Here is a 17,512-nt window from a genome sequence, read left to right as displayed (position 1 = left end):
TATTCGTATTTTTTTAATATTCTAGTGTGTGAAAAAAGAAGAAAAACACTCCCATCTGCAGGGCACAAAGTTATAAAGAAATCCGGACTTCAGCAAGTTGCGGACCATATAAAATAATTAATAAGTGAAAAATGTCATAATTTAGACTCGTCCAGTCCTTTGCTCTACCAACTAAGAGATGGCGGCATAAAAAAAGAGTCACCATATTAGGCAACTCTATTCGTGAACTGTGGTACCACCAGGAATCGAACCGGGGACACAAGGATTTTCAGTCCTTTGCTCTACCAACTGAGCTATGGCACCATTGTCTTAATAAAAATCGCAACCATTTCTCGATTGCGAGTGCAAAGGTACGCTTTTTTTTCGTACTTCCAAAATTTTATCCCGAAAAATTTCGCTATTATCAAAAAATGCACTACCTTTGCATCACTTTAATAAACGGGATTTAGCGCAGTTGGTAGCGCACGTCGTTCGGGACGACGGGGTCGCTGGTTCGAGTCCAGTAATCCCGACAATACAAGGGTTAGGATATTGCATGGCAATATTTTAGCCCTTGTTACTTTATCCCAAATCGGTCATTAGGGCTTGCTTGTATTTTGCTTTTTTAGAAGAGTGGATTTTGTTTGGCTTTTAATGAGTAATAGCGAGCTATTGCGAATTAAAAACAAGCAAAAGACGCCTTATAAAAAGCAAAAGACTGCAAGCAGTTATTAAAATTATACATTGAACGGACTAATGACCGTTTTGGGTTTATTATATTGTAGCTGAAGAAGAAGTAATCCAAAACACACCAATCCACATGAAGAAAATCAAGATTTGTGAACTTCATAAAAGCGCCGCACGAGACGTAAGGACATAAAAAAAGGAGTACCGCTGTACTCCAACCTTGTTAACCTTAAATCTAATACTATGAAAAACACGTTGCAAAGGTATTGCTTATAACAATAAATTGCAAGTGTTTTTCATGTATTTGTTCCGAAATACACTCAATTCTTGATATACATCAAGGATATAATGTAATAAACTGTCAGCATTCCTCGCTTTTAAGTTACAAAACAACATAGGGTGTAACAATACCAATGTATATTTCAGCCTGTCAGCACCTATCTGCTTCCAACTATCCAACAAGGAGGAGAAGCGGCCATTATCGTGCGTCATTCCCTTTCGCATCTTCCGTATCGCATATTACCAGTCCCTCCTGTTTCATTCCGTCCATCATGATATGCAACGGTTTGCTGAAACGAACGTGGCGCACATGCGGTGTCTCTTCTACGGCAGGCATAGCGTCGAGAATCTCCTTGCGGAAGAATCCCATGCCTTTATTCTCGTCGATGGTGAAATAGCCGACACCGAAACTGGTGAGGTTCTGGAAGAAGTGAGTGCCCTGACTCGGATCCACACTGTAGTTCTTCAGCGTGGTCTCCACGATGAGTTTCGTCGCACTGATATGCGGCCACTTCACCGGCACACCGAGCCACGAATCACTCGAGCCCCATCTGCCGGGTCCCACAAGCACATAATTCTTGCCGTCGGCAAGGAATTTCTTGTTTATGCGCTCCACCTCCATCGCCACCACGGGATTGTCAGATGCCGTGAAGTTCTCGTCGGTCTTCACATACACCACATCCACGATATCGTCGCTCACTCCATGTCCCAGGGAATTGTGCGAGCGCAACAGACATTTGTCATCAGGAATTTTCATGATGTCTTGGTCGAGCACCTGTTTGCTGTCCACGATAGGACGTATCTGCAGGAGATAGAACTCTCCAGTGCGGTCATCATTGAGAGTGCAGGCAAACTCAATCTCCACCGGACGGCGCATACTGTCGGCGCCGTGGTGCATTGACAGTTTCAGCAGTTCGGGCAACGGGAACACTCCGTGGCGCAGCACACCGTTGAAACTGACTATCTTGCGTCCGCCATCATACAGTCCGTCGCGAATCACCCGGTCGTTGGCATCATAGGTGGAAGCGATAAAATTGAGAGCGCCGTCGTTTTCGGCATCCTTCACCTTGAGCTTCAGAATATTGAAACCGTCGTCCACCTTGAAGTCCACTCCCACGCGCTTCATGTCGAGGGCATAGAACTGCGTCTGTGTCTGGCGCAGGGCAATCTCCATGTCGCTCGTCTGCAACACCTGGGTGGGATGATACGGACTGACACGCAGCGTCTGTCCACCGTCTACGATATACTTTCCGAGTCCGAGGGCAAGACTGGCGATACCCTCCTCCGACTTCTCATATCCTAAAGGATAATAGTTGATGGAACGAAGCACACCGCTGAAATTAGGATAGAAATGGTCGCCATACTGCTTGCCCACCACCTCTTGAAGGATTACCGCCATCTTCTCCTGGTCTATCACGTTGCGCGTGGCAGTCATATACGCCTTGGAATCCTTGAAATACACCGAGGCGTACACGCTCTTGATGGCAGCGGCGAGCATACGCAGCATCTCGTCCTTGTCGTCGAGATAGGGTATCATATATGTGGAATATATGCCGGCAAAGGGCTGGTAGTGTGAGTCTTCGAGCAGACTGCTGGAACGTATCGCTATAGGATGGCGGATAGCCTCGAAAAAGGTCTTGAAGTCGTCGATGAACTGGTCTGGCAGCTGCGCCTTGATGAATGCCTGGAGTATTTCCTCGTCGGGAGCATCGCTGAGTGCCAGCTGATAGAGGTTGTTGTTGTCCATGAACTGGTCGAAGACATCGGTACAGAGCACCACGGTCTTCGGTATCGACACCTTCACCCCCTCAAACTCATTGAATTCGGGATGTGTCTTTATGATATTGTCCAGAAAAGCGAGTCCTCTGCCCTTTCCGCCGAGCGAACCGTCGCCGATGCGGGCGAAGTGGCTGTAGGCATCGAAGCGGTCGCGTTTGAACACAGCCACCGTTCCCACGTTCTTCATGTGGCGGTATTGCACGATGGCATCGAAGATGATCTGGCGATGCTGGTCCACGTCTCTGAGTTTCTCCAGCGTCACCGTCTTAAGGAATTCCGACACGGGGAATATCGCCCTGGCACAGAGCCAACGGCTCACGTGGTTGCGCGACAGGTGGTAGAGCATGGAGTCATTTGGGATGCTGAAGATATTGTCCTGCAACTCCTTCAGGTTGCGTATGCGGCGTATCTCCTCATGGGTCTTGGGGTCGCGGAAGATCAAGTCTCCGAATCCCATGTGCTCCGCCATGACATTGCGCAGGTCGATGTTCATCTTCTTTGAATTCTTGTCGATGAAGCGGAATCCCAACTTCTCGGCTTTCTCGGCATTCTCCGTCTCGCTGCTCTCCATAATGAGCGGCAGGAACGGGGCACGGCGGTGGAACTCCGACAGCAGTTTGAGTCCTGCCTCAGAGTCTTTCACGCCTCCCTTCGGAAAACGGCAGTCGCTGATGACGCCGAGAATGTTTTCGGGGAAGCGCACGAAATAGTCCATCGCCTCCTCGTATGTTCTGGCGAGCACCACCTTTGGCCTTCCTCTCATTCGCAGCGTGGCGGTGTGGGAGTTGAGCGCCTCGGTAGCGAAGCTCTGGCTCTGGGTAAGGATGTAGCTATAGAGGTTGGGCAGGATGGAGGAGTAGAAGCGGATGCTGTCTTCCACCAGGAGTATCATCTGCACTCCCGCCTCGTCGATGTCGTGTTCGAGGTTCATCTTGTCCTCGATGAGTTTTATGATAGAGAGGATGAGATTGGTATTGCCGAGCCAGCAGAACACGTATTCGAATATCGAGAGGTCTTCGTTCATTATCCTTTGCGTGATGCCATGCGAGAATGGCGTGAGTACCACGCACGGGATATCCGGAAACTCCCTCTTCACCGCCCTCGCCACGGTGAAGGCGTCGTTGTCGGCATTTCCAGGCATACATATCACGAGGTCGATGCTCGTGGTGGAGAGCACTTCGGAGGCTTCCACCATGGTGCTCACCTGAGTGAAGGTGGGCGGATAGCGAAGGCCGAGCTCAGTATACTCATTGAAAATCTTTTCATCCACTCGCCCGTCGTCTTCGAGCATGAAGGCGTCGTAGGGGTTAGCGATGATGAGGACATTGAAAATACGATGCGTCATCAGGTTCTTGAATGACACATCCTTGAGATAAAACTTATTCCATTGCTGGGGCGCTTGTTCGTTCATAGGTTGGAGTGTTATTTGTTTGTATTGCCTGCAATTCACATCTTTGCACCGCTTCCGTTATGTGTCAGCAATGCTGATGAAATCGGTTCTTGATGCAAATATATCCATTTTCTCGCTAACACACAAATTAAGTATATATAAAATCACAAGCAATATGTCAACAATTTGGAATGAAAGACAACATATTAAACCTTAAACCACAGGTCCGGTTTGCCGACAAGCAAGTCTGCCACAAAGTGGCCGAACAACATTAAAAGGGACATTTTTATAAAGAAAAGGGGATATTCGACACCCAACCTTTAAAAAACGTGAAAAGAAAAGGAATACAAGAAGAAAAGTTACGCCATTAAGAGTATAATACGTATATTTGCACTGAAAGTATATGGATAATTCTTACCACAACGAGCACAGGCATCATTAAAGCCTGATGCCAAAAATCTAAAGCATGAAGTAAGTTGGTTGCAACATGCGCCAACACGAGGAACGACAAAGGCGTTATTCAACAGTCTAATTCTCAAAACTTAAAAATGCAGGGATGATTGTTTATCTTGCGGCAAAGGGATTATCCTATATGATGACATTGACTGCGTATGTCATGCCTGAGAAACAAGGCTGACAGAAGCACGAAATAATTGTCGGGAATGTTATGCCGTGTCAGGAAACGAAGCAGCGGCGAAACGAACAGGCATCGGCGGCAAGCGGATTGTCTGAGACAAGAGATTCATAATAAAGACTTTTCATAACATTAATTAATTTATTGACTTACATATTTATTTAAAAACCTGGAGAGGTTTAAAAGAAATTCATGAAGCTGGATTGCCTGTTTTTCGCAGGACAACAATCTAAAGAACGATGTGATATCGGCGCTTCAAAACTTATGTAATTAGCGACATAAGGTAAATAGCTTTAGTGGAAGTTCAGCGTGCGAGAGCATACTGGACTTTTTTTTATGAACTGATCTAAAGCACATGAAAAACCAAATGCCAAGAAATACCTGGAATACAAAGAAACTCCAAGCCGCTGACAAAAACAAAAGAGACCAGACTCTGCACCAGGACAAATACAACAGCCGTCCTACTTCTTCACATTCTTCTGCTGCCATGCCGGCACATAGCCGTCAGCTGGTTTTGTCACCTCCAAGTCAAATTCCGGAAGTTCCACATCATCGTCACCACGATACGGAATTTCATTTTTGCGATGGAAACGCTCCACCAAGACCGTTCCCACTCCTGCCGCCATCAGCCCCAACTGTTTTGCCGCCGCCATCGAAAGGTCGATGATCCTGCGTGCATGACGCGAACAGCGGTCGGTAACCCTCACGACAACACTCTTGCCGTTTTTCACGTTTGTCACCCTTAGCAAAGTGCCAAGAGCATACTTTGCATGGGCACACGTCATACTGTCGCGATGGTATTTCTCCCCATTGCTCATTCGTCTGCCATGCATACGGTTAGAATAATAGGATGCCACCCCTCTCTCCTGAGCGAGGAGAGAGAGACGACATCCAAATGTAATCAATAAAATCAGTATTATGAAGTATTTTCTCATCAAAAGAATTATACTATACCCTGAGCCATCATAGCGTGAGCTACCTTCATGAAGCCGGCGATGTTAGCACCCTTCACGTAGTTGATGTAGCCGTCAGCCTCAGTACCGTACTTAACGCACTGCTCATAGATGTCGCTCATGATCTGATGCAGACGCTCGTCTACCTCAGCCTCTGTCCAACCGAGGTGGATAGCGTTCTGAGTCATCTCAAGACCAGAAGTAGCAACACCACCAGCGTTGACAGCCTTGCCAGGAGCGAAGAGCTGCTTAGCCTCGATGAACTTGTCAACAGCCTCAGCTGTACATCCCATGTTAGAAACCTCAGCTACGCACAATGTCTTGTTGGCGAGGAGCATGTCTGCGTCAGCAGCACCGAGCTCGTTCTGGGTAGCGCAAGGCAGAGCGATGTCAACCTTAACCTCCCATGGCTTCTTGCCAGCAACGAACTTAGCCTCTGGATATTTCTCAGCGTATGGTGCACAAACGTCGTTACCGCTTGAACGGAGCTCGAGCATATAGTCGATCTTCTCACCGCTGATACCTGTTGGGTCGTAGATGTAGCCGTCTGGACCAGAGATTGTAACAACCTTAGCGCCGAGCTGGGTAGCCTTTGTAACAGCACCCCATGCCACGTTACCGAAACCGCTGACAGCGACTGTCTTGCCCTTGATGTCGATATTGTGAGTCTCGAGCATATGATGTACGTAGTAGATAGCACCGAAACCAGTAGCCTCAGGACGGATCTTTGAACCACCGTACTCAAGTCCCTTACCTGTCAATACACCGTTCCACTGGTGTGTGAGCTTCTTGTACATACCGAACATGTAACCGATCTCACGGCCACCAACGCCGATATCACCTGCAGGAACGTCCTCGTTAGGACCGATGTGACGATAAAGCTCTGTCATGAAAGCCTGGCAGAAACGCATAACCTCTGCGTCGCTTCTTCCACGGATAGAGAAGTCTGAACCTCCCTTACCACCGCCCATTGGCAGAGTAGTAAGTGCATTCTTGAATGTCTGCTCGAAGCCCAAGAACTTCAGGATTGAAAGGTTTACTGACGGATGGAAGCGGATACCACCCTTGTACGGACCGATAGCGCTGTTGAACTGCACGCGGTAACCGAGGTTTACATGAATCTCACCGTTGTCGTCAACCCATGGCACACGGAACGTGATGATACGCTCTGGCTCCACGATGCGCTCGATAATCTTAGCTTTCTCGAACTCAGGATGCTGGTTGTAAACGTCCTGGATGGAAATAAGTACTTCCTTAACTGCCTGTAGATACTCCAACTCGCCTGGATGCTTCTGCTCCAGCTGTTGCATGATTTTCTCCACTTCCATAGTAATGTGTTTTTATTTAAAAGATTATGTTAATTATGTGTTTTATCAAAGTGTTTATTATCACATCGCAAATGTAGGCATTTTCAAAATACGCTGCAAGAAAAATCGAGAAAATTTTATTTTAGTTCTTACTATTTGTTAAATATCTGCTGGTATAGCACCGAAAAACTCGTTTTCTGAGCTTTTTCACCTTATTGTAGTGACGTCAAACTCTCTGATTTCTGATTTGCGGAGTTGTGCCGACTCTTGGGCGCAGACTGTGAAATGCACCTTGCCGTCTTTCAGTTTCTTGTCTGCCTTCACCATCGCCGTATAGCGTATTCCCTTGCCGGGAGCGATTTTTTCCACTATGATTGGAGCCGAAACGAAGACATGCTTGTTGCCGGAAGTCTCCATCACCATGGGTTTCACATTATACATATATTCCGGAGTATTGTTGTATACCTCCACCACCACTTTTGCCAATTCACCGCTATGCAGCTCAAGACCGTTGCCCTTGCCCACGAATCTCACGCTGCGGAGCTCCAGGGGCGAAGCGCTGACTGGAGCCGGATCTGACTGGAGCTTGCTGACTACATCCGGTTCTTCAACGGATGTATTATCGGCAGGAGCATCAAACTGTATCACGTCGTCACCGCCATTCTCAGGGTCGAAATCACTTGTGGCGTCATCGTCTGAATCGCCATAAGACCGGCTGTCATACGAGGAATTGCCGTTTCTGTCGTCTCCACGGTAATTCCCGTTTCTGTTGTCTCCACGGCAATTGCCGTCGTAGCGTTCTGCCTTTCGCTGCTGTGCCTTGTCGGCAGCGTCACCCACCACGGCACCTATCACGGCACCGCCGGCCATGCCAACTATCGTACCGACATCGCTGCCTCTTGGTCCACCGCTTATGCCGCCGATGGCGGAACCGAGAATGCTTCCCAACTCTGCTCCGAGAAATCCTCCCGAAGCGCCGCCGTCGCTAATCGAACCGCAGCCCGACACCAACAGTGCCGCACTGAGTACTACCGCAAATAATCCGTTTCCTTTCATAATCATAGTGTGTTTATGTCCGTAATATATATATGTGTCGATGGTGCGCACCATCGCACAATACAAAGATAGGAATTATTATTTACATTGCATCCTAAATTGAGCAAAAGAAACAATTTTGTGGAAGTTTTACCCTTCTGCATCTCCGTTTCTCCATTCCTTCGGACTCTTTCCCTTTGATGCCTTGAAGCTTCTGCTGAAATATTTAGGGTCGGAGTATCCGCAAGAATATGCCACGTCGCTTATCGGGATATCGGTTGACGAGAGCAGATGGCACGCACGTTTCATACGCGCCTCACGCAGGAAGTCGAGTGGCGTCACTCCCATGATCTGCTTCATCTTGCGCTGCAGCCCCGACCGGCTCATGGCTGCTGCCGCTGCCATGTCGCCCACTCCTATCTCCGCATCGCCAAGATGTTCGTCGACAAATGCTGACACGCGCCTCATCATAACGTCATCCTCATGCGTGAGTTCAGGGCGCAGTGGTGTGTCTGCCGGTGCCGGTTCATGGGCATCACCGCCAGTACCGTTACTGAGCAGATTCAAGTATGCGTCGAGAGCTTCACGGCGCTGACGCTTTATACGCCTTATATATATAATGGTATATACTGCAGAACCGAAGAACGCCAACAAAAGCAAGAGGAGCAGCACACGGGCGGGAGTAGTCTCCCAGAATGTCGGTGTCACTACTATCGTCAGCCTTCTCACGTTGTCTACCCAGGCGCCGTCGGCATTGGTAGATCTCACCAGCACGACATAGGTTCCGGGCTCCAGGTCGAGCAGTGTGGCAGAATGGTTATGGCCTATGTCATTCCATTTTACGTCTTCCTCATCACCGTCGTCCAAGAGGGCGAAGGCATACGAAAGGCGGACATCGGCGGAATAATCGAGAGCGGCAAATCTCAGCGTGAAGCTCCTCTCGTTGCTCGCCAACACCAATGTGTCCATGGCATTTACGGAGCAGCTTCCTTCCACTCCCTGCACGCTGACGCCTGTGAGGGCGATACTCGGCACAAAGGTGCTCTTGCGCAACTGCTGCGGAGCGACATAATACTCTCCGTCTTGCAGTCCGAACAGCCAACGCCCATCTGGCAATCTCACGGGAATTGCCTCTGAGAACCTGCATTCCGACTGGAAGAAATTCTTTCCGAACGAGAGATAATCTCCATTGTCGGGGTTGAACATCACCAGTCTGTCGCTTCCCACCATAAGCATCTTGCGAGAAAACCCTACAACCGACAGAGCCACATCGGTGGGCATCCCGTTAGCCTCATCATAATGTCGGAAAGACAGTTTGTCTGCCGTCAGGTTTCCCGTCTGAATCATATTCACTCCACCACTCTCCGTACTGACAAAAATCCGTCCTCTATAGTCTTCAGCCACGTTCATCACCGCACTGCAACTGAGGGCATCCTTGCGATTTGCCTCACGAGTGTGGCAATGGAACACCATGTTTCTGACGTCATTCCCCGCTACCAGTTTGGCCACAAGCAGTCCGTCGGTCGTGGTGCATAGCATAACATCATCTTTGGTCAGATGTATCATCCTCACCTTCTTTGCCAGAGTGTGGGGATAGTTTCTTAATCCGGAGAAAGGTTTCACCACTACAGGTCTTTCCGCTCTCGGATTCTCAACGCAACACACTCCCCCACCAAGAGTAGCAATCCAGAGTCTGCCCCAACGGTCCTCCTTGATGTCATAGACATTGTCGCTGTTCAATCCTCCGATTTTATCTATTCTGTATGCCTGCATACCATGACATCCGGTCAGGCGGAAGAGTCCCTGCGGCTTGCTTCCCAGCCAGATGCTCCCGTCTCGGGTCTGAGTGATGCAGTATATCGGACAGCGGAATTTAGTGTAGCCCGCCACAATCCTGCCATCCGGCGCAAGATACCCCACAAGTTTGTTGCCACGGTCGAAAATCCTCACTGTCTCGTCTTCCTTAGTGGCTATCCAGTATCTCTTGTACCTATCCACGAAGACGGTCTTGACTTCAGCGCCATTACCGTTTCTCACCACATTTCCGTTCTGTCTCGGAAAACTTATCTTGTATATGCAGCTTGTGGCAGCCACCCAGAGGTTGCCCTGCTTGTCAGAGAGGCAGAAGCGTGCAGCCTCCAGGCTTTTCCTGTCACCGTAGGGTGTCTCCTTGCCTCCCCTTGGCGTATAGGTCAGTCTGCCGTCATAATACACCTTCCACAGATTTCCCACGCCATCGCGATGGCGATATGGTCTGTTTTCTTTCACCGCCGTGGCATTCCGCCCTCTCAGCTGCATTCCTCCGATTTTTTCAAACCGGTAACGCTTGAGGTTGAAAAGATACATGTCGTCGTCCACCCTGCATCCCAGATTCCCGTCATCACACAACCACACGCTGCGCATGCGGTCTGTTGCCAATCGGCTTCCGTCACCTACACGTCCTTTGAATCCACGGAATTCGTAACCATCGAAGCGACATAGTCCGTTCCATGTCGAGAACCACATCATGCCCTGACTGTCTTGTGCCATCTGCGTGACGTGCCATTGGGTGAGCCCGTCGTTCTCATCATACCGCTGGATATGACAAATCGGTGTGGCTGCAGCAGAGACGGCAGACAGCAGCGACAATGATAATGACAGGACAAGTGTTATAAGCCTCATTGTATATTCGGGACAATTTGTTTTGACAGATTCTGTGCCAGATTAATCCCCAATGTCTGGATTGGTGGAGCAACTGGTTTTACGAATACAAAAGTATGAAAAAAAAATCATATTCCGCAACATCTCGCTATTACTCATTAATAGCCAAACAAAATCCACTCTTCTAAAAGCAAAATCCAAGCAAGCCCTAACGACCGATTTGGAATAAAAGAAAGCAAAATTCAAGCAAGCCATAGTGACCGATTTGGAATAAGAAAATCTGGGAACGCCACATCACATGGAATCCCCAGACAATCTTTTACTCAAATCTGAAACCAGATTTGGACTACTTATAAATAATCTACCAACTGTTTTTTATTTCATCACTACTTTTCTCGATGTCTTGCCGTCAGTAATGACATTGATGCCTTTTGCCGTATCAGCAATTCTTTTGCCATCGATTGTATATACAGCAGTAGCCTTGAATGTGTCGCCAGCAGTCTCTACGGAGCCCACTGCCGATGTCTGGTCTGCCTTGGCAGCCTTACTCAGTCCGCCGTATTCGTTCACAGCCTGTATCAGGTATTCGTTGCCTGCCTCATATTCGCATGATGTGGCAGTAGTGAATCCTTCCACGTTGCCGTTTTTCGTTATCACATAGCAGATGGCATATGGCACAGGCTGCCATTTCAGCATTCCGCCCTCAACTACAGGTGCTGGCGACTCACAAGCCTCGGTAATCAGCTCCGGCTGCCAATTGTCAGAACCGCTGAGCACATTCTTCACCGTATATTGTGCTGCCTCCTCGTCGGTGAGGAAGTTCTTTGCCTTGCCTTCCACCTTTGTGTCGCCGTTCATATAATAATAGGTATCACGGCGGTGAGAGAGATCCACAGGGTTGCCTTCGGCGTCCATAGTGTTGTAGTCAGCCCACAGCACAGGCAGTCCGCCCATCGTTTCATACCATCCCGTGGCAGGTATCGTCACCTCAGCCTTCGTGTTGATGAAAACGGTCTTCGGGAAGTTGTGCCAAGGTCTGCCAAGCCATACCGATGTTTCTGACGGTACGCCAGGAGCCGTTATCACGTTGTTCATGAACACGTATCCCCACTTCACGTCTTTCTGGTGTGATGGTGCCACGATGTATCCTCCGCTCTTGCGCACGATATTGATTGTGTCGTTGTCGAGATAAACGTCGCCGCTGTTGTAGATGAAGTCTACGGCTCCCTCGATGAAGGAGTTCTTCACGTAGTGGCGATAGTTGGATTTGCTTGTAGTTATCCACGTATCCTGATAACTGTACATTCCCACGTTGTTGAACACGATGCGGTCGTTCTCGGTGTTTAGGGCGAGCGCCTGCGGACCGTCGTTCTTCTCCACTCCGTATGAATTCACGAAACTCAATCCCTCGAAATACAGGTTGGCGGCGTGTGCCACGAATGTAGCTCCCTTGTCCACGCTCAGTGCGTTTGGTCCGCCGCACAGTTTGTCATCACTGATAAACACCTTGTCGCGTCCCTGTCCGATGAAGTGCAGATATGGCTTTGTTACCGGCAGGTCAACATGCTCTTTGTATGTACCTTTCTTTATGAATATGAGCCATGGCTTCACTCTGTTCTGCGGTGCGGCGTCGATGGCAGCCTGCACAGTGGTGTAGTCTCCGGTGCCGTCTTGTGCCACCACTGCGTCATAGACACGCAGTTCTGGCTGCTGGCGCTCCATAGTGGTGAAATGTATCTCTGTGCCCGAGAAAGCGTTTCCGTTGCGGTCGAGAATCATTCCTGCCGGCAATGTGAAAGTATAAGCAGTGGCATATCTCAGTCCGCTGTACTGATATACCACGGTCTTGCCGCTCACCGTCGGTTTCAAAGCCTCTCCATTGAGCGTTGCCTTGCTTCCTTCTGCAGCCACCACTTTCTCATCGAATGTCAGTATCACAGATCCTGTTGCCGATGCGTCGGCTGCATCATTGGCAGGGATTGTCGAGATGAGTTTCGGTGCCTCGTTGTCTTCCACGATTTCCTTGTCGGCGAGCAGGAAAATCTCCGCCACAGCCAGTCCGTCGTAGTCGCCTGTTGATCCCACGAGCGGTGAGTCATAGTCTGGCAGAAAGCGCACATTCACAAGCTTCTGTCCGTTTGCCTCTGCCGGCAGGGCGAATTCTTCAGAGTCCCATCCGCGGGCCGGCAGGTTATATGTGCCGAAGGTGGTATAGTTTGTTCCGTCGATAGAGTATTGTGCGTTTACGATACTGTGTGCGTTGAAGTCGTCGCCTACGGCAGCCGACAGCACCACGTTGGTGTATCCCAGTGTTGAGAATGAGAGTTCAAAATAATATTTGTCGGTGAGTTTTCTCCAGCAGCGTGCGGCATACTTACCGTTCTGTCCGCCTTTACCTGCTCCGCATGCAAGCCATGATGTGGTGTTGCCGGCTTCGTTGCGCAGCGAGAGGAGTCCGGCGTTGTCGCTCTCTGCCTTGTAGTCGGCAGCACGCTCCTGCGACGGTGTGTCGCTATAGAGGTCCCAGCCCACTATATAGTCTGTGCAAGAGAAGTTTGCCGTAAGGTTCTTCTCTCCGTCCATCTTCACTTCGCGTTCTTTGTCTGTCGAGTTGTCGTCCCAGTTGGTGAAGGTGAGGATACGGTTGTCCTGTGCCGTGAGCTTCACGTCGGTTCCTTCTTCATAGTGATGCACTCCGTCCACCACATTGCCTTCTGGCGAGAATGTCACGAGGTTGGCATTTGCTCCTCCCCGCAGTGTCAGGTTCAGGGCGTATACATTGTTCTTCGTATATGTTGCGGTGAGCGATGTGTTTGCCGTCAGCTCAAAGGTGTATGGATTGTCGGTAGACACGATGGCATTGTCGGCTCCTGCCCATCCTGCGAAATGATAGCCGAAGTTCTCGGTAGTGCTCACAGTGACTACCGTGCCTTCGTCGAACTTGTCGCCTGCCGGATTCACGGTGACGGTGCCGGCAGCCTCGTCGGCTGTCCCTACGCTCAGCGTATATACGGGCACAATGACCGGAGTACCGTTCAGATCGCCTGTCACCACCACGTCGCCAAGGGCGAGCTGCTTGTTGTTAGCGAGATTATACACATAGAAATACAGTTCAACCTTGTCGCTCTCTCCTGTGAGTGAAGTGATGTCGAGCTTCGACTCCGACACGCTGTTGCGCTCCGGGGCGAAACCCTTCACGAGTTCCTCGCTCTTCTCGCCGCATCGGGCCACCACGTCGAGCGTACCGCCGCTGGTACCGCATTTCTGCGATTTGAAGGCTACGCTCTTCGGTGTGAAGGTGACTCCTTTCTTCGGCACGATGCTGAATACTACGTATGATGCATCGTCGCGGGCATTGCTTATCTTTTCTGTCGGATTCAGTTTTGAGAGTCCGCTTTGCAGTCCGTTGAAATACAGTTTCTCGCCCAGCGAGAAACTTGAAGTCGAGATGGCTCCGTCTACGGATATCTCTGCAGCCGACGCATTGTCGGCACTTTTGTCAAACGCCCATTTTATAGTGGCGTCTTTGGCATCGATGACGTCTGCCGCCATTGCACCGCCCAGTCCCATCCATGCTACGAGGACCATGACGATAATTCGGGATAATGTGGTCTTTTTCATATTGAGAATCTGTTTGTTCATTTCATTATTTTTCTTGCCACTCCGTTCTCCACCACAATGTTCAGACCGTCAAGAATGCCGTTCTGACGAATGCCGTCGAGACTGTAGTATATCTTCTCCGGTTTCAGTTCCGAGTTTTCCACGCTCTTCACTCCATTTGTGGCACTTACTGCCACTCCTGCCACTTTTACGTCGCTCAGACAGATGGTCTTGCCAGTTGCTGCGCTGCCATACCAAGGATATACGCGCAAGCGTAGCGTCTCGCCCTCAGAGAGTTCTATCACGGGTGTTGCCTTTACCTCCATCATGTCGTTGGCTTTCATCGAACCAGAGAAGTCGGCGATATTAACGGCATTGGCGAAGTCTGCCTCCTTAGAGTAGTAAATCTTGCAGTGCATTCCGTTGCCTCCGCATCCACACACATAGAGGCTTATCTCGTTCACGTTGAAAGTGGTACCCTTGGCTGGCTTCACCGCGAACTCTATCCATCGTGTAGAAACCTCGTCGATTTCGCCTGCCGGCCACGACTCGCCCTCGATGATGTTGCGCTGCGTCTTGCGGGTGGCATCGAAGCCTGTGCCCTCGGGCCATGTGGTATTAGCGTTTGGACTGGAATATTTCTGGAGTTTCATCTCGCTGTATGTCTCGCCGATAGGGTCTACCGGACCTTCAACGGTGCAGTTGTCGTCTTTCTCGAGTCTCCAATATGCCGATGCTGCCACTCCGTCGGCTAGTTCCACACACTTGCCCACTACAGGGATGGTGACTGTCTTGTCGCCGCAGCTCACGGTGATACACTCATTGATGTCGCCGGCTGTGGCGAACTCATAGCTTGTCTTGAAGGAACCGATAAGATTGCCTTCCTTGTAGGTCAGAGTTGCTGTGGATGAATAGTCGCTGCCGTCGGCAGAAATCTTCAGTCCGTTGCTCACCGTGATGCTCACGTTGCCGTCGGCTGGCACGAGATCGAAGCCGTTTACCGACACTTCTCTCACCACCGTCTGTCCCTTGTATGCCTGTCCGAGGTCTACAGTTGAGGGATTCACACTGAGGTCGCTCGTCAGGTTGATATTCTCTGACAGTATTCCAGCTTTCTGCATGAGCTGTGCTGCCAGACGGGCTATCAGTGTGGCTCCCATCGCTGAGGTGTGGGTGCTGCCGTTGCCATCGAAGAGCAGAGCGTTGGCTTTGGCGTCGCCATAGCTTTCATAGAGTTCCTTTGTGGCTGTGGTGAGATCGAGATACTGCACCCCCAGTTCCTTTGCCACCTCCTGCATCTGGTATGGATAGTCGTATGTATGGTCGTCGGCAGCCACTTTGTTGCCGGTAGTGAGCTTACCGCCTTCTATCTTGTCGAACTTGTCGCCGAGGTCGTGGCGTCCGTTTCTGCGAATGGTGCTCCCGTCGAAATATTTTCGGCATATCGCACCCACCAGCACTGGTGTGGCGCCCAAGGCGCGAGTTTCTTCCACATACTTGCGCAGATAGTCCTTATAGGTGCCGCTGGCTGTAGTTCCACGATAGTCGCAGGCATTTGCCTTTGCCTCATCGCCGATGCTCTGATAGTAAGCTTTCAGCTCGTCGCCGTCGCATCCGTTGCTCTTCTCGTCGTTGTGGGCAAACTGAATGAGCACGTAGTCACCTGGCTCTATCTGTTTCTTCACCGACTGCCAGTAGGCGCTCTCCTTATAGAAGCTCTTGCTGCTGGCACCATTCTTGGCACGGTTGTTCACGGTGACATCACCCTTGAAGAACTGCTGGAACATCTGTCCCCAGCCTCTCGTCACGGTGGTGTTCGGGTCATAGGTCGCCATAGTGCTGTCACCTATGGTATGCACCTTTCTCGCCTGCACACATAATGCAGTGCATGCAGCCACAGCGGCTGCTGCAATGAATCTCAATTTCATCTTCGTTGTATGATTTTGATTTGGTTAGTAATAGTGACTGCAAAATTAGCGGTTAAGGTTGCTAAGCACGGGGAAAAATGCACAAACTTGGTGGATTATTCGGTAAAATGCCGCAAATCAGGGCTTTTCCGACATAACGGAAATGCGCTTTGAAAAGGAAAACGAAAAGAATGTCAGTTTTTTTTATTATCTTTGCAGCTGAAAGAAGGGCTTGCCTTCACCAACCACTTAAAGATAGGAACCGAGATTTCTGTCTATGGGATGGCAAATATATTACATTGAACGGCCTAATGACCGATTTAGGTTGAACAAGAAAAAAAAATATGACAGTAACTTATAAAAAGAAAGACCAAACAAATAAACATTAAACAGACATGACATCTTATCAAACAAACATGAAAGCGATACGCCTATCCATATTCCTCACAATACTGACTCTGATAATGCAGGCTTGCTCGCCGTCGAACAAAGGCAACGAGATGGCCCAGGATGACGGTCCGCTGGCATCTGCCAACGAGATTGAGGAGATTGAGGAAGAACCGATAAAGATAAAGCATAAGTTCAGCACTGCCGAGGAGGCGATAGAATATATGAACGAGTCGCCGGACAAAGACCGCTATGCCGCCGGCATCATGCACAAGATGGCACACGACAGTCTGGACTACTGCAACCGTCTGCTCAACAGTGAATACGAATATTTCATCATCGTGGACAAGGGCGACATGAAGGTGAAGCTGTTCGACCGCTACGGTGTGCTGCGCAAGTCGTACACCTGTGCCTGCGGAAAGGGATTCGGCAACAAGAGGAGCAGGGGCGACTGCCGCACGCCGGAGGGTTTCTTCAGGGCGGGCAAGGTGCAGAACAGCGAGAACTGGCACTATACCGACGAGAATGGCGTGCGCAGCGAGAACCCGGGACAATATGGTCCGCGCTTCTTCCGCATCGTGACTCCGGGATTCAACTCCACGGGCATCCACGGCACCGATGCTCCATGGTCGGTGGGCGGCAGACGCAGCCACGGATGCGTGAGAATAAAGAATGAGAATATCCTCGAACTGGTGAAGTTTGTCACTAAAGGCATGCCGGTGATAGTATTGCCGGGAAAGAGAGACAAGGAGGTGAACTGGCGCGAAGCTCATCCGGAACTCTTCCCCCAACCAGACTCCACGGAAATTAAGCGTGAGAAAATGAAAGCCGAGGAGATAAAGCGCGACACCACGAAGGCAGAACATGCTCCAAAAGACAGCTTATAATAAACATCAGAATTTGTAAAACCGCCCGACATCCACCGAAAGGGGATG

At 49.8% G+C, this 17,512-nt stretch carries 8 protein-coding genes and 2 tRNA genes; 2 read left to right on the top strand and 8 right to left on the bottom strand.

Features of this window, described 5'->3' with window-relative positions; all coding sequences use genetic code 11:
- Window positions 1-230 precede the first annotated feature (230 nt).
- A tRNA-Phe gene (locus tag CCC32_RS00915) sits at window positions 231-303 on the bottom strand.
- Window positions 304-439: 136 nt separating this feature from the next.
- Between CCC32_RS00915 and CCC32_RS00910 the strand changes: the two genes are divergently transcribed.
- Window positions 440-512, top strand: a tRNA-Pro gene (locus tag CCC32_RS00910).
- 632 nt (window positions 513-1,144) lie between these two features.
- On the opposite strand, the gene CCC32_RS00905 is transcribed toward CCC32_RS00910, so the two are convergent.
- The 7 genes from CCC32_RS00905 to CCC32_RS00875 all read right to left on the bottom strand — a co-directional run bounded on the left by CCC32_RS00905 (window position 1,145) and on the right by CCC32_RS00875 (window position 16,211).
- Window positions 1,145-4,135 carry a PEP/pyruvate-binding domain-containing protein gene (locus CCC32_RS00905; protein ID WP_287071579.1) on the bottom strand — a complete coding sequence of 997 codons (2,991 nt, stop codon included), beginning with the start codon at window positions 4,133-4,135 and terminating at the stop codon, window positions 1,145-1,147.
- Between the two features lie 1,074 nt (window positions 4,136-5,209).
- Complete coding sequence (locus CCC32_RS00900; RefSeq protein WP_022316503.1) at window positions 5,210-5,683, bottom strand: septal ring lytic transglycosylase RlpA family protein; 474 nt, start codon at window positions 5,681-5,683, stop codon at window positions 5,210-5,212.
- An 8-nt stretch (window positions 5,684-5,691) separates the two neighbouring features.
- Window positions 5,692-7,029 carry an NADP-specific glutamate dehydrogenase gene (gene gdhA, locus CCC32_RS00895; RefSeq protein ID WP_022316504.1) on the bottom strand — a complete coding sequence of 446 codons (1,338 nt, stop codon included), beginning with the start codon at window positions 7,027-7,029 and terminating at the stop codon, window positions 5,692-5,694.
- A gap of 186 nt (window positions 7,030-7,215) precedes the next feature.
- The gene (locus CCC32_RS00890; protein WP_287071573.1) at window positions 7,216-8,070 is read right to left on the bottom strand and encodes a hypothetical protein; all 855 of its coding nucleotides are present in this window, start codon (window positions 8,068-8,070) and stop codon (window positions 7,216-7,218) included.
- Between the two features lie 123 nt (window positions 8,071-8,193).
- Window positions 8,194-10,704, bottom strand: a complete 2,511-nt coding sequence (locus tag CCC32_RS00885) for a helix-turn-helix domain-containing protein (protein ID WP_287071571.1) — start codon at window positions 10,702-10,704, stop codon at window positions 8,194-8,196.
- 354 nt (window positions 10,705-11,058) lie between these two features.
- Entirely contained in the window at window positions 11,059-14,325 is a 3,267-nt protein-coding gene (locus tag CCC32_RS00880; RefSeq protein ID WP_287071569.1) for a pectinesterase family protein, read from the bottom strand.
- Window positions 14,322-16,211, bottom strand: a complete 1,890-nt coding sequence (locus CCC32_RS00875) for a rhamnogalacturonan acetylesterase (protein WP_287071568.1) — start codon at window positions 16,209-16,211, stop codon at window positions 14,322-14,324. Before CCC32_RS00875 ends, CCC32_RS00880 begins: the two co-directional genes overlap by 4 nt.
- A gap of 374 nt (window positions 16,212-16,585) precedes the next feature.
- Here CCC32_RS00875 and CCC32_RS00870 point away from each other — a divergent pair, with 374 nt between their 5' ends.
- Entirely contained in the window at window positions 16,586-17,464 is an 879-nt protein-coding gene (locus CCC32_RS00870) for a L,D-transpeptidase (RefSeq protein WP_022316510.1), read from the top strand.
- Window positions 17,465-17,512 lie beyond the last annotated feature (48 nt).

The sequence above is a fragment of the Prevotella sp. LMAG:51 genome (genome assembly GCF_008680225.1).
GTDB classification, from domain to species: domain Bacteria; phylum Bacteroidota; class Bacteroidia; order Bacteroidales; family Bacteroidaceae; genus Prevotella; species Prevotella pectinovora.
This window is presented reverse-complemented; position numbering and strand designations above follow the sequence as displayed.